The organism is Brevundimonas variabilis, from assembly GCF_014199945.1.
GTDB classification, from domain to species: Bacteria; Pseudomonadota; Alphaproteobacteria; order Caulobacterales; family Caulobacteraceae; genus Brevundimonas; species Brevundimonas variabilis.
In genome coordinates this window covers 36952-49808 of sequence record NZ_JACHOR010000005.1, presented here as the reverse complement: position 1 = coordinate 49808, position 12857 = coordinate 36952, and the positions used below count along the sequence as shown (strand labels likewise).

The following is a 12857-nucleotide window of genomic DNA, read 5'->3' as shown; positions in this document are numbered from 1 at the left end:
TTTTGCTCATGGATTCATACACTGGCGACAGGTCGATTTTCGCTGCTATAGACCGGGACGTCCCCCGCGACCACGCCATTTCTGAGTGCGCTCCATGCTCGGTCGACCCGCCAGATCGAACCTGCCCAGCCGCGGCTTATGGCGCATTGTCGATGACAGAATTATTGCGATCGACCGGACATGGTCGGGCCCGACGACCGTTCTTGTTCCTTCCGAGGACGTCCTGACTCTGGCTGTCGATCTGCCCTTCGCCACGCGACGGCAGCGCGAGATGGCCCTGCCTTTTGCGATCGAGGATGCCGTGGCCGAACCGCTGGCCGCGTTGCACTGTGCGCTGGGTCAGGAAATCGCCCCGCGCCGGCATCTGGCCGGCGTCGTCCAGCACAGCCGGATGCGGGGGTGGCTGGCCATCCTGGCCACCGCCGATCTGGACCCTGCCGTGATTTTGCCTGACGCCCTCAGCCTGTCCATGCCGGTCACCGGAGCCTGGAGCGTGAGGGTCGACAGCGGCCGGGCTCTGGTGCGCACCGATCAGGGGACGGGGTTCGCCCTGCCCGTACGGGACCTGCCCACGGCCTGGAGCGCGGCCGGCCAGCCGCGGCTGGCCCTGCTGGGTGGCGACCTTCCCGACACGATGATCGCAGGAGTCGAGGACGCGTCTGTCCTGCTGGGCTCGGTCAGTGAACCGGTCGTCGTGCTGGCTCCGCTCGACCTGCGTCAGGGCGCCTACGCGCCGGTGCGGGCCGGGGCTCCCGATGCCTTGAAGTCGGTCGCCATGATCGCCGGGATAGGGCTGCTGGCCCACGTTGGCATTCTGGCGGCCGATGCCTTTGCCCTGCACCGCATGGCCGAGACGCGTGAGGCCGAGGCACGGGCACTGTTGCTGCAGGTCGCCCCCAATCTGGCCCCTGGCGAGGATCTGATTGCTGCGGCAGATCGGGCCCTGCCGCAGGGCGGTGGAGGGGCAAAACCCTTTACACGCCTGATGGCCGAAGCCTCGGGTGCCCTGCCATCCGCAGGCCAGATCGCCTTCACCCAGGTGGACTACAGCGAGGCCGGCGACCTGTCACTGGGGGTCAATGTTCCCGATGCCGCAACGCTGGATCGGGCGGTCGCGGCACTGAACACCGCAGGGCTGACGGCCTCGGGCGAACCCGCCGGAGCCGAACAGGGTGTGGCCACCAGCGGACTGAGCGCAGCCATCCGGATCGGAGCAGCCCAGTGAGGCGGCCCCTGACCCTGGCGACGGCCAGCCCGGCCATGGCCGCCGCCGTCGCCTGGACGCGTGAGCGGTCCCGGCGCGAACAGGTGCTGATCGCGTTTTTCGGCGGATTTCTGATCCTGACCCTGTTCTGGTTCGCGATCCTGAGGCCCTTGCTGGGCGTGCGCGAAGCCTCGATCGCCCGGATCGCCGCCTATGAATCGATCAAGACGCGGGTCGCAAATGCGGGGCCCCTTGCGCCCGGCATGGTCCTGCCGGACGGGCCGCTGGAAAGCGTGATCGTCATCCAGTCGGCTCCCTTCGGGGTCACGCCGACCGGAATCGTGGTCGAGGGAGACGGGGTCGTCGTGTCCCTGGCCGGGGCGCGATATGACAGTGTCATCCCCTGGCTGGCCTCGCTGGAAGGCTCAGGCCTGATTATCGGCGATTTGCGCATGACCCGGGCTGCGGCCGAGGGTACGGTCGATGCCACGATGACGGTGACGCGCTCATGAGCCTGATCGAGGAGGCCCCTCCGGTACTGGCGACGGGCGTGCTGGGTTATGGTTTTGCGCGGCGGCGCGGGGCGATGATCCTGCGCCCGGCCAATGGACAGGGCGGCGAGGCCCCGGTCTGCCTGCACCGGCGCTCGGCGACGCTGGAGACCCTGCTGGAAGTGCGGCGTGTCCATGGCGGCGACATCGCCTTCGAGGCCGTCGATGACGACCGTTTCGACGCCATCCTGAGGGACCAGACCGGGGGCGAGGCGGCCCCCGCCGCCGACTTTGCCGCGTCTGACGACGATCTGGCGGCCCTGGCCGAAGATGCGGCGGCGGTCGATGACCTGCTGGACAGCCGCGACGACGCCCCTGTGGTGCGGCTGATCAATGCCCTGTTGCTGCAGGCCATCCGCGACGGGGCCTCGGACATCCATATCGAGGCCGAGGAAAAGCGGCTGGTCGTTCGCTTCCGCATCGACGGCGTCCTGCGCGAGGTGCTGGAGCCGGCCCGGGCCCTGGCCCCCCTGCTGGTCAGCCGCATCAAGGTCATGGCCCGCCTCGACATCGCCGAAAAGCGGGTACCGCACGACGGGCGGGTCACGCTGCGGATCGGCGGACTGGACGTGGACGTCCGGGTCTCGACCATTCCGTCCCAGCATGGCGAGCGGGTCGTGCTGCGCCTGCTGGACCGCGGCTCGACCTCGCTGGATCTCGCACAGTTGGGCATGAGCGCGCGCGATCTGGAGACCTTCGAGCGCCTGATTGCGCGGCCGCACGGGATCATCCTGGTCACCGGTCCGACCGGCTCGGGCAAGACAACGACGCTGTACTCGGTCCTGACACGGCTGAACGACCGGCGGCGCAATATCATGACGGTCGAGGACCCGATCGAATATGCGCTCGACGGCATCGGCCAGATGCAAGTCAATGCCCGGATCGACCTGACCTTCGCGCGGGGCCTGCGGGCCATCCTGCGTCAGGACCCGGACGTCATCATGGTCGGCGAGATCCGCGACCACGAGACTGCCGAGGTGGCGGTGCGGGCCTCCATGACCGGCCACCTGATGCTGTCGACCCTGCACACCAATACGGCGGTGGGCAGTGTCACCCGGCTGATCGACATGGGGGTGGAGCGCTATCTGCTGGCCCCGATGCTGACCGGTCTGGCGGCGCAGCGGCTGGTGCGCCGCCTGTGTCCGTCCTGCAAGGCCGAGGGCGCGGCGACCGATTTCGAGAGCGAGATGACGGGCGGAGCCGTGCCCGTCGGGGCCCGCATCTGGCGGCCCGTCGGCTGTGCCGACTGCCGGGGCGAGGGCTATCGCGGCCGGACCGGCGTCTATGAGGTCATCGAGATCGACCAAGCGCTGCAGAAGGCCATCCATGACGGGATGTCCGAGGGTGATCTGGTCCGGCTGGCCCGCAGCCGGGGACCGGGGCTGCTGGAGGACGGGGCCCTGAAGGCGATGATGGGCGAGACCTCGGTGCAGGAGGTCGCGCGCGTGGTCCGCGAGGATTCCTGATGCCGGTGTTCCGCTATTCGGCCGTTGACGGCGACGGACGGGTCCATACCGGCACGCTGGAGGCGGGCGGCGACGTCGGGGCGCGGCAGATGGTGCGCGACAGGGGTCTGCTGCCGACGAAGGTCGCCCTGGCCAGCGAGCGCCCGAAGACGGACCTGTCGAAGGGTATTGTCATCTTCCGCCGCGGCGTCAGCTCCAAGACCCTGTCGGCCGTGACACGCCAGCTTTCGACCCTGATCGGCTCGGACATCCGGATCGAGGAGGCCCTGCGGATCGTAGCGGCCCAGATGGATGGCCAGCCGGTCGGGACGGTGCTGATCGACGTCCGTTCCGCCATCCTGGAAGGCCGCAGTTTCGCCGCCGCCCTGGCCCGGCATCCGAAGGTCTTTCCGGAATTCTATCGCGCCTCGATCGCGGCGGGGGAACAGTCGGGCAAGCTGTCCGACGTTCTGGCCCATCTGACCGAGTTCGTCGGCAACCAGGAGAAGGCCCGGCGCAAGATCCAGCTGGCCCTGCTCTACCCGGCCCTGCTGGCCGTGGTGTCGCTTCTGATGATCGCCCTGCTCATGGTCTATGTTGTGCCGGACATCGTGAAGGTGTTCGTGTCGCGCGGGGCCGAACTGCCCTTCCTGACCCGGGCCCTGATCGCTCTGTCCGGCTTCGTGCAGAGCTTTGGCGTCTATGTCGTGATCGGGTCCGTGCTGATCGGGATCGGCTGGAACCGCTGGCTGGCGGTGCCGGACAACAGTCGCCGGTTCGCGAAATTCCTGATCGAGACGCCGCCGTTCAAGGGGTTCACGCGGCATCTGAACGCCGCGCGGTTCGCCGGCAGCCTGGCCACCCTGGTGCGGTCGGACGTGCCTCTGGTCGAGGCACTGCAGGCCTCGGCGGCGGTGACGCCCAACCGGTTTGCGCGCGAGCGGGCCATGCGGGTGGCGGCCCGGGTCCGCGAGGGGGCATCCCTGAGGAACGCCATGGCCGAGGCCGATGTCTTCCCGCCCCTGCTGCTGGCCATCGTCGCCTCGGGCGAACAGTCCGGCAAACTGGGTCAGGGACTGGAGCGCGCCGCGATCGATCTGGAACAGGAGCTGGAATCGCTGGTCGCCGCCCTGGTGGCTCTGGTCGAGCCGGGCGTGCTGCTGGTCATGGGCGGGGTCGTGCTGCTGATGGTGCTGTCGATCCTGCTGCCGATCGTCAACCTGAACAATCTGGCGGGGTTGTGAGCCGGAGCCGCCCCCCGGCTGCTAGAGAGCGTTACCCCAGCGGGATCACGCCCATGCCTGCGGGCTCTACCGCCAGTTCGGTCTCGCCGGCCGGGGTGATGCGCACCCGGGCCAGCGCCTCGCCCGAGCCGTCGCGCGTCAGGGTCAGGGTCGTCGCGGCCGCGTCGGCGGTAAGGCTGCCGGCCAGCGCCGGGACGGGTGTCGCGGCCCCGCCGGCGCGCGGCTGGCAGTTCCCTGGCCCGGTGCGGAATCCGCCCTCGCCCGCCGGGGAGCCCTTCAGGGCCAGTTCCCCGACCGCCACCCGCATGTCGCCATCGCAGACGAACGGCAGGTCGGCGGCCACCGCCGAGAGAAGCCTCGCCGAGCCGACCCCGTCGAGATCGTTCAGCCGCACCTGTCCGGGTCGCAGCACGGCCTGCCCGTCAATGGCCGTGTCAGGGCCCAGCACGCTTATGCGGCTGGCGAGCCCGACTCTGGCGATGGACTGCAGGGGCTGGACAGACCAGCCGGCGGCAAAGCCCATCGGCAGGCTGGCCTCGCCGTTCCAGACGGTGCCGACGGCGTCGCGATCGTCGGGCATGATCACCTCGGCCGGCAGGGTCGCCACCAGCGACAGCGCAAAGGCCCCGACGGCCACGCCGGCCAGGATCACCCGCCAGCGAGTGACCCGAACCGCCAGGCGCTCGAACTGAAATGCCCCGCCCGAGCGATCGCCGTCTCCGTCGCGGATCTTCCAGGTGCGCAGCATGGGGAGCCCTCCGTGGTCGCCTCCCGCTTAGCACGCCTGTGAGTGAGATGAAGTTGTCTGCAGGCAAGAAGCCGGACTTTCCTCTTCTCCCTTCCCCTGGAGGGGGAAGGGCCGGGGATGGGGTGGAGGCAAGGTTTTTGAGTGACGCGTCGACACCCGGTCAAGGGCACCGGGTGAACGCGTCCGGGCATGGACGGCCGTGCCTCCACCCCATCCCAACTCTTCCCCCTCCAGGGGAAGGGCCTTTCTCAGCCGTCAGGCAACGCCCGGGCTTCACCCTGATCGAGGTGATGATCGCCCTCGCCCTGTTTGCCCTGATCGCAGTGGCCGGCTTCACCCTGCTGGACGGCGTCCTGAGGACCCAGAGCGCGACGGATACGCGGCTGGCCCGGATGTCCCAGGTGCAGCGGGCCATGCTGGTGGTCTCGACCGACCTCGACCAGATTACCGGGGGGCTTGCGGGCGGGGGCAGCGACCTGAGCCTGGTCAAGGCCGACCTTTCCGAGGCCCCGGTCGTGGTGCGGTATGGACTGGATGGCCAGACGCTGGTGCGGGTCGTGGCCGGGCCGCAGGGCGAGCGGACGCAGCGGCTGATCGACGGGGTCGAGAGCGTGCGCTGGAGCTTCCACCGTCGGCGCGGCGACTGGCTGGACGCCTGGCCCCAGATCACCGAGCCGGTGGCCGTGGCCGCGCAAGGGGCCGGGATCATCGTCAACACCACGCCGGTAATGGACCCCAATGCCGGGGTCAGCGCCGTGGCCCTCGACCTGACCCTGTCCGGCTTCGACGGCCGGCCCGGAGCCACGCTGCGGCGGGTCGCCTCGATCCCGCTGATGGATGCCGGTCAGCAGGGCCTGCAGCCATGAGCCGCCGGATCCGCCGCGACCGCGAGGGCATGATCCTGCTGAACGTCCTGCTGGTCCTGGCCGTGGCCAGTGTCGCGGTACTGGTCATGGTGGTGGCCCAGGACATCCAGGTCCAGCGCGGCACCCGGCTGCGTGATGCCGCCCAGGCCGGAGCCTATGCGCGGGCGGGCGAGCTTTCGGCGGTCACCGTCCTGAGGCGCGACGCGCTGGTGGCGGCCGGGACGGACAATCTTTCGGAGCCCTGGGCCGCCATCGGACAGCAGGCGATCGACGTGCCCGGCGGGCGGTTCTCGCTGGCCATCGAGGACGAGCAGTCGCGGTTCAACATCAATGCCATGAAGTCCGGGGACAGCGGCCCGATCGCGACCTTCCAGCGCATCGGCGAGGCCATCGGCCTGGCTCCCGAGACGGCGATCCGGGTGGCGACCGTGGTCCGGGTGGCAGGGCCCCTGACCGATTTCGGCCTGCTCAGAACGGCGGGGGTCTCGGGCGCCGACATCGCCCGGATGGAGCCCTATATGATCGCCCTGCCCGAGGCGGCGACGCTGAACCTGAACACCGTCGGCGAGCCGTTGCTAGCCATTCTGGCCGGTGACCCGGCGCTGGCCCGCGATCTGGTGCAGCAGCGTCAGGAGCGGGGCTTTGTCCTGCCGGCCGATCTGGGCACTCTGGGTCTGACCCTGCCACCGGGGACCGGTTTCACCTCCGACCACTACCGCGTCACCACCACCGTGACAGTCGGCGACACGACCCAGCGCCTGACCAGCCGGATCGCCCGCGTCCGTGGCGATGGCCGGGTGGACGTCTTTGTCAGCGGCCGCCGACGGTCTGCGGGCTAGGTCCGGATCAAGTCAGGCAGGGCGGCGGGCGCGCATGGCCTGGACGATGGTGCCGTCGTCCAGCCAGTCCAGATCGCCACCGACGGGTACGCCCCGGGCCAGGCTGGTGATCTCGGCGCCCGATCCGGCAAGCCGCTCCGACAGATAGTGCGCCGTGGTCTGGCCATCGACGGTGGCGGGCAGGGCCAGCACGACCTCGCGGACGTCGCCGCCCCTGCAGCGTCCAACCAGTTCAGCCACCCGCAGCGCCTCGGGCCCGACGCCATCCAGCGCCGACAGCAGGCCGCCCAGCACATGGTATTTGCCCCGGAAGGCCCCTGATCGCTCCATGGCCCACAGGGCCCCCGCCTCCTCGACGACACAGATCAGGCCGTTGTCGCGGTGGGTATCAGCACAGATCGAACAGGGATCGCGCGTGTCCGGTGCTCCGCACACCGAGCAGGACACCACCTTGTCGGCGGTCTCCTGGATGGCGGCGGCCAGCGGGATCAGCAGCTGCTCACGCCGCTTGAGCAGGGTCAGCGCCGCGCGGCGGGCCGAACGTGGACCCAGCCCCGGCAGCTTGGCCAGAAGCGCGATCAGTCGCTCGATCTCGGGTCCGGCGGAGGCGGCCATCCTGGGCGGATCGGCCGATCAGAAAAGCTTGGGCATGCCGGGGATGTTCATCCCGGCCATGGGTCCGGCGGCTTCGCGCATCAAAGCCCCGTTGACCTCGTCCAGCCGGCGCTTGGCATCGGCATGGGCGGCAATGATCAGGTCGGCCAGGATCTCGCCCTCGCCGGCGACCAGCAGGCTGTCGTCGATCTTCACGGACGTGATCTCGCCAGGTCCCTTCAGGGCCACGGTCACGAGACCGCCGCCGGAGGTGCCCTCGGCCTGGGTCTCGGCCATCTTCGCCTGGGCCTCCTGCAGCTTCTGCTGCATCGCCTGGGCCTGTTGCATGAGTTGGGTAAGGTCTTTCATGGAGCCTAGATAAGCGGTTCCGATCCGTTGCGACAGGGGCGGGTGTGACACGACAACGATTGCGTCCACCGCGCGGAGCTCTATATCGTATTCCGTCACCGACACAGTTTCAGATGAAGGCCTTCTTTCCCATGCCCGCCACGCCGCTCGACTCCGCCGCCCTCGCCCAGATCCTGACCGAGGCGCGCACCCGCAATGGCTGGACCGATACGCCCGTGCCCGAAGCCCTGCTGCGGCAGCTGTACGACCTGACCAAATTCGGCCCGACCTCGGCAAACATGAGCCCCGCCCGCTTCGTGTTCGTGACCTCGGAAGAGGGCAAGGCCCGGCTCCTGCCGCTGATGAGCGAGGGCAATCGCGAGAAGACGCGGCAGGCCCCCGTGGCCGTCATCGTCGCCCATGAGGTCGAGTTCCGGCCCTTCATGAAGAAGCTTTTCCCCCACGCCGACGCCGCCAGCTGGTTCCCGACCGAAGAGGGCCGCCGCGAGGCCGCGTTCCGCAATGGCACGCTGCAGGCCGGCTATCTGATCCTCGCCGCCCGGGCCCTGGGTCTGGATTGCGGACCGATGTCCGGCTTCGACATGGCGGGTGTGAAGAAGGAATTCTTCGACGGCACGACCGTCGAGCCGAATTTCATCATCAATCTCGGCTACGGCAATGACGAGAACCTGTACCCCCGCTCGCCTCGCCTCGATTTCGAGGAAGCGGCCTCGATCATCTGAGGATTTCCGCTCATCCCGGCTTTCACCGGGATGAGCGGTTCTTTCAATCGTCCTCGTCGGCCATCTCGTCGGGGATGGCGGGCATTTCGACGGCGGGGGCCAGGGTCTTGACCTCGCCGATGGTGGCGCCGGGGAAGGCCTCCATGACAGCCATGACGAAGGGGTCGGCCTCGATGGCCGCGCGTTCGGCGGCGCGGCTGCGGCGTTCACCCTCGATCAGGGTCTCGCCGCCGCCCTGGCCGTTGGCGATGACGAACCACTGGCGCCCTGTCCATTCCTTGAGCCGCGAGGCCAGACGCGGGGCCAGGTTGGCCGGGGCCCCCTCAGCCGGTTCGAAGGTCAGCTGGCCGGGCTTGAACGAGACCGGCCGGACGTAGCGCTGCACGTCCATCTGCAGGCTGATCTCCCGCTTTTCGCCGATCAGGGCGACGGTCTGTTCGAAGGTCTGGGGATCCGGCAGGGCGGGGGCTGCGGCTGCGCGCGGTGCTGCCTGGGCCGAAGCGCCACCCCCTCCGCCGCGCGGTGCTGCCCCGCCGCCGGAGCCGCCCCCGAGCGGCTCGCCACCCTGAAGCTTCTTCAGCGCCTCCTCGGGACCGGGCAGGTCGGCCGCATAGGCCAGCCGCACGATGGCCATTTCCACGGCATCGGCCGGGTTCGGGGCGCGCCGGACCTCGTCCAGCGCCCTCAGCAGCATCGACCAGGTCCGCGACAGTGTGCCGGCGGAAATCGCCGCTCCCAGCGCCGCCAGAGCCTTGGCCTGATCGCCGGGCAGCCGCGTCGCGTCCGGCCCCAGCATCTTGGCCACCGAGGCGGCGTGGCAGTGTTCCAGCAGATCATTGGTGACCTGGATCGGATCGGCCCCGTAGCCGTACAAGGTCCGGAAGCTCTCCAGCGCCTCGGGCGTGCGACCGGCCATGATGCATTCGAACAGGGCGATGGTCTGGCTGCGATCGGCCAGACCCAGCATGTCGCGCACGACCTCGGTCCGCACCGGCTGGCCGCGCTCGCCCTGGACCAGGGCCTGATCCAGCAGCGACAGGCCGTCGCGAACCGACCCCTCGGCGGCGCGGGCGATCAGGGCCAGGGCATCCGCCTCGACCGACATGCCCTCCCGGCCCGCGATCCGGGACAGGTGTTCGACCAGGATGTCGGGCTCGACCCGACGCAGGTCGAACCGCTGGCACCGGCTCAGGATCGTGACCGGCACCTTGCGGATCTCGGTGGTCGCGAAGATGAATTTGGCGTGCGGCGGCGGCTCTTCCAGCGTCTTCAGCAGGGCGTTGAACGCCTGGTTCGACAGCATGTGGACTTCGTCGAGGACATAGACCTTGTAGCGCGCCTCGACCGGGGCGTAGCGGACGCTCTCTATGATGTCGCGGATGCCGTCGATCCCGGTGTGGGACGCGGCGTCCATCTCGACCACATCCATATGCTGGCCGGCCATGATGGAGGCGTCGTGGCGACCGTGGGCGGTCAGGGTCAGCGACGGGCGGTCGATGACGTCGGTCTCGTTGTTCAGGGCGCGCGCCAGAAGCCGGGCGGTGGTGGTCTTTCCGACCCCCCGCACACCCGTCAGCATGAAGGCATGGGCGATCCGGCCGGTGGCAAAGGCATTGGTCAAGGTCCGGACCATGGCCTCCTGACCGATCAGGTCCTCGAAGGTGCGCGGCCGGTATTTGCGGGCGAGGACGGTATAGGCCTCGTCAGACGCTGCCTCGATCTGCGGTGCTGCAGCGACAGGGACAGGAGCGTCGGCGACAGGTGCAACGGCCGCTGCAGCGGCGGGTCCGCCGAACATGTCGTCGGTATTGTCGTCCCGCTCGATGACCTCGGCGGGTTCGTCTTCCTCCCAGGGAGGGCCGTCGGGATTCGGATCGGCGTCGCTCATCCGCCAGTCATAGCGCGAGAGGATGCGATCGCGCATCCCCTCGCGGCACAGATCAAGGCGTCATGTCGCGGGGCATCTGGCCCCCGTTGTCGATGATCTTCTGGATGACCTGTTTGTGCAGCCAGATGTTCATCGAAGCGCTGTCGGATTTGTCGCCGGTATAGCCCAGTTCGTCCGCCAGCTCCTTGCGCTCCGCCAGCGAGCTTTCCAGGCCGACCAGTTTCATCAGATCGACGATCGAGGTCTGCCAGTTCAGTTTCTGGTCCCGCTGGGCGTTCATGAAGTCGAGGATGCCCGCGACATCGACCGGCTCGGGCTGGGGCGAGGTCGCGGCGGCGGCCGTGACGACCGGGGCCTGCACCGGCGTCGGGGCTGGAGCCTGAGCCGTGGTCGGGGCCGGCTGGGCGGGGGCATCCTTCTTCTTGAAAATGCCGCCGAGGATCTTGCCGAGAATGCTCATGAATGCCGCTCCTGTGGATTGAGACTAGGCAGCGATCGGAAACCGCAGAGGTTCCGTCGCCGAACCGGGACAAACGTCATGCCGTCACGGCATCGGCCGGGGCCAGGCGTCGGACGCGCGCCACTGCCGGTGCTGCGACCACGAGCCGCCACGTCAGACCCATGACGAGCGCCGTCAGGCTCCAGGACAGCAGGACGTCCGAAAGGAAATGGCCCCCGAAGGCGATCCGGTTGAGCGACAGCAGGGTTGCGTAAAGGGTCAGCGGCACGCCCACGGCCAGCCGCCAGCGCCGGGGCACCAGCACCAGCGCCGCCACCATCCAGGCGGCGGAGGAGGACTCGCCCGACACGAACGAGCAGTTGGAGGCGCAGGCCTCGCTGATCCGCCAGACCGGCTCATAGGCCACATCGTCGCCAAAGGGCTGGATATGTACCGGGCGAGGCCGGCCCCACAGGCTCTTGAGCACGCCGTTCACCAGAAGGCCCGGCCCGAGCGCAAACCCCAGGAGCAGAAACCCGCCCTTGCGCGCCAGAACGGCCGCGCGGTGTCCCTCGCCCCGGCTGGCCTGGATCATCGCGCCCACGGCGGCGATCAGGACTGCCCCCATGACGACACTGGAACTCTTGCGGAGGGCCCGGAGAAAGGGATTTTCGGACAGCCAGAACCCTGCCCCCGCCTGATAGAAGGTGTCGCTCACCGCAAGGTCGACGGAGGGGAGCACGAGAAACAGCGCTGTCAAGAACAGTGTCGCCCATAGAGCGAGACAGACCGGCTCACCGGCACAGAGGCGGGCAGAGATACCGACACGCCCGCGTCGGGCTATCCGCCGGATCGCACGCACGGCCCGGCCCAGGGGCCCGCTGTGCAGTGTTCTCGCCGGGCGAGGCTCGAACACAAGGTGCTGGGTCGCGTCCATCGGTCTCCCCCGATCGAGATGGATCGGGGGGAGTCTTGCTCCGCTGCTGCGTCGCTGGCGTCACGGCGCGGTGTCAGAAATGTCCTGTTCTGGCAACAGCGCCGCGACGGGTCGTCCGGGTACGGTGCCGGTCCTGGCTGACGGAACCGGCTGTCCGGAATGGCCTCAGGCGGCCTCGCCGGTATGCAGCGACTTGGCGAGGTCCAGCAGGCGGCGGCGCGGACGTTCGCCCAGCTGGTAATAGGCCTGGATCAGGTCGAGCGTTTCCTTGCGGGAAAAGGTCTCGCCACCATTGGCCGCCGCTTCCTGACGTTCCAGCGCCTCGGACAGGCCGTCGTAGAAATAGCTGACCGGTGATTCCAGGGCCTCGGCCAGTTGCCACAGGCGGGCAGCCGAGATGCGGTTGGCCCCGCATTCGTATTTCTGGATCTGCTGGAAGCGGATGCCGACCTGAACGGCGAGCTGCTGCTGGGTCATGCCCAGCAGGCGACGGCGGCGACGCAGGCGACGGCCCAGGTGAAGATCGATATCGGCAGCCATGGCCCCATGTCCCTGATCATCCTGTTCCGAAATGGAACAGCTCGCCTGTCACGGTTCAAGGGGCGTGCCGCGCTCGCGCTGCAGGGGATCAGACGCAAGACCGGGCGCCACGCCGCAACCACATTGTCGCAGACGCATTTAGAGGCCGAGCTTACATTGGAAGGAATACAAAATGGGTCTCGGAATCATTGGCTGGATTGTCATCGGCATCGTTGCCGGCTGGCTGGCCGAAAAGGTCATGGGTCGTAGCCACGGCATCGTCACCAATCTGATCGTCGGCGTGATCGGCGCCCTGCTGGGCGGATTTATTGCCAGCAACCTGCTTGGCCTCGCTGTCGGGGGCTTCAACTTGATGACCCTGCTGGTCGCCTTCGCGGGCGCCTGCCTGCTGCTGTTCGTGCTGAGCCTGGTCAAGCGCCGCGCCTGATCGACCTGTAGCCGAAACGATGGAGGGGCGGCCCGCAGGGCCGC

General features: G+C 68.6%; 15 protein-coding genes. 8 read left to right on the top strand and 7 right to left on the bottom strand.

The genetic code is table 11. The annotated features are described in order from the left end of the window. Positions 1–94 precede the first annotated feature (94 nt). The 4 genes from gspL to GGR13_RS13845 are packed head-to-tail and all read left to right on the top strand — an operon-like array spanning position 95 to position 4444. The gene (gene gspL, locus GGR13_RS13860) at positions 95–1225 is read left to right on the top strand and encodes a type II secretion system protein GspL (protein ID WP_183214187.1); all 1131 of its coding nucleotides are present in this window, start codon (positions 95–97) and stop codon (positions 1223–1225) included. Then, positions 1222–1716, top strand: a complete 495-nt coding sequence (gspM, locus tag GGR13_RS13855; RefSeq protein WP_183214186.1) for a type II secretion system protein GspM — start codon at positions 1222–1224, stop codon at positions 1714–1716. The genes gspL and gspM overlap by 4 nt, the downstream gene beginning before the upstream one ends. Further along, positions 1713–3221 carry a type II secretion system ATPase GspE gene (gene gspE, locus GGR13_RS13850; RefSeq protein ID WP_183214185.1) on the top strand — a complete coding sequence of 503 codons (1509 nt, stop codon included), beginning with the start codon at positions 1713–1715 and terminating at the stop codon, positions 3219–3221. The genes gspM and gspE overlap by 4 nt, the downstream gene beginning before the upstream one ends. Then, positions 3221–4444 (top strand): type II secretion system F family protein, encoded by a 1224-nt coding sequence (locus tag GGR13_RS13845; RefSeq protein ID WP_183214184.1) that lies wholly within the window; start codon positions 3221–3223, stop codon positions 4442–4444. Before gspE ends, GGR13_RS13845 begins: the two co-directional genes overlap by 1 nt. Before the next feature lie 31 nt (positions 4445–4475). On the opposite strand, the gene GGR13_RS13840 is transcribed toward GGR13_RS13845, so the two are convergent. Next, positions 4476–5192, bottom strand: coding sequence for a hypothetical protein (locus GGR13_RS13840; RefSeq protein WP_183214183.1), 717 nt, complete (start codon positions 5190–5192; stop codon positions 4476–4478). Here GGR13_RS13840 and GGR13_RS16940 point away from each other — a divergent pair. Both GGR13_RS16940 and gspK read left to right on the top strand, forming a co-directional pair. Beyond that, positions 5138–6058: a prepilin-type N-terminal cleavage/methylation domain-containing protein gene (locus GGR13_RS16940; protein WP_425486101.1), complete on the top strand. Its 921-nt coding sequence runs from the start codon at positions 5138–5140 to the stop codon at positions 6056–6058. The genes GGR13_RS13840 and GGR13_RS16940 overlap by 55 nt on opposite strands. Next, the gene (gene gspK, locus GGR13_RS13830) at positions 6055–6897 is read left to right on the top strand and encodes a type II secretion system minor pseudopilin GspK (RefSeq protein WP_183214181.1); all 843 of its coding nucleotides are present in this window, start codon (positions 6055–6057) and stop codon (positions 6895–6897) included. The genes GGR13_RS16940 and gspK overlap by 4 nt, the downstream gene beginning before the upstream one ends. Positions 6898–6909: 12 nt before the next feature. Here gspK and recR read toward each other — a convergent pair whose 3' ends face one another. Both recR and GGR13_RS13820 read right to left on the bottom strand, forming a co-directional pair. After that, positions 6910–7512 (bottom strand): recombination mediator RecR, encoded by a 603-nt coding sequence (gene recR, locus GGR13_RS13825; protein ID WP_183214180.1) that lies wholly within the window; start codon positions 7510–7512, stop codon positions 6910–6912. 18 nt (positions 7513–7530) lie between these two features. After that, positions 7531–7860, bottom strand: coding sequence for a YbaB/EbfC family nucleoid-associated protein (locus GGR13_RS13820; RefSeq protein ID WP_183214179.1), 330 nt, complete (start codon positions 7858–7860; stop codon positions 7531–7533). Positions 7861–7973: 113 nt separating this feature from the next. On the opposite strand from GGR13_RS13820, the gene GGR13_RS13815 reads away from it, so the two are divergent. Beyond that, entirely contained in the window at positions 7974–8582 is a 609-nt protein-coding gene (locus GGR13_RS13815) for a malonic semialdehyde reductase (RefSeq protein WP_246347887.1), read from the top strand. A 43-nt stretch (positions 8583–8625) separates the two neighbouring features. On the opposite strand, the gene GGR13_RS13810 is transcribed toward GGR13_RS13815, so the two are convergent. From GGR13_RS13810 to GGR13_RS13795, 4 genes are all read right to left on the bottom strand, one after another. Next, the gene (locus GGR13_RS13810) at positions 8626–10470 is read right to left on the bottom strand and encodes a DNA polymerase III subunit gamma/tau (protein WP_183214442.1); all 1845 of its coding nucleotides are present in this window, start codon (positions 10468–10470) and stop codon (positions 8626–8628) included. 52 nt (positions 10471–10522) lie between these two features. After that, positions 10523–10930 (bottom strand): DUF3597 domain-containing protein, encoded by a 408-nt coding sequence (locus GGR13_RS13805; RefSeq protein ID WP_183214178.1) that lies wholly within the window; start codon positions 10928–10930, stop codon positions 10523–10525. Between the two features lie 76 nt (positions 10931–11006). After that, positions 11007–11669 (bottom strand): phosphatase PAP2 family protein, encoded by a 663-nt coding sequence (locus tag GGR13_RS13800; protein WP_221230722.1) that lies wholly within the window; start codon positions 11667–11669, stop codon positions 11007–11009. A gap of 342 nt (positions 11670–12011) precedes the next feature. Continuing rightward, entirely contained in the window at positions 12012–12386 is a 375-nt protein-coding gene (locus GGR13_RS13795; RefSeq protein ID WP_183214177.1) for a helix-turn-helix domain-containing protein, read from the bottom strand. A 172-nt stretch (positions 12387–12558) separates the two neighbouring features. On the opposite strand from GGR13_RS13795, the gene GGR13_RS13790 reads away from it, so the two are divergent. After that, positions 12559–12813 carry a GlsB/YeaQ/YmgE family stress response membrane protein gene (locus GGR13_RS13790; RefSeq protein ID WP_183214176.1) on the top strand — a complete coding sequence of 85 codons (255 nt, stop codon included), beginning with the start codon at positions 12559–12561 and terminating at the stop codon, positions 12811–12813. Positions 12814–12857 lie beyond the last annotated feature (44 nt).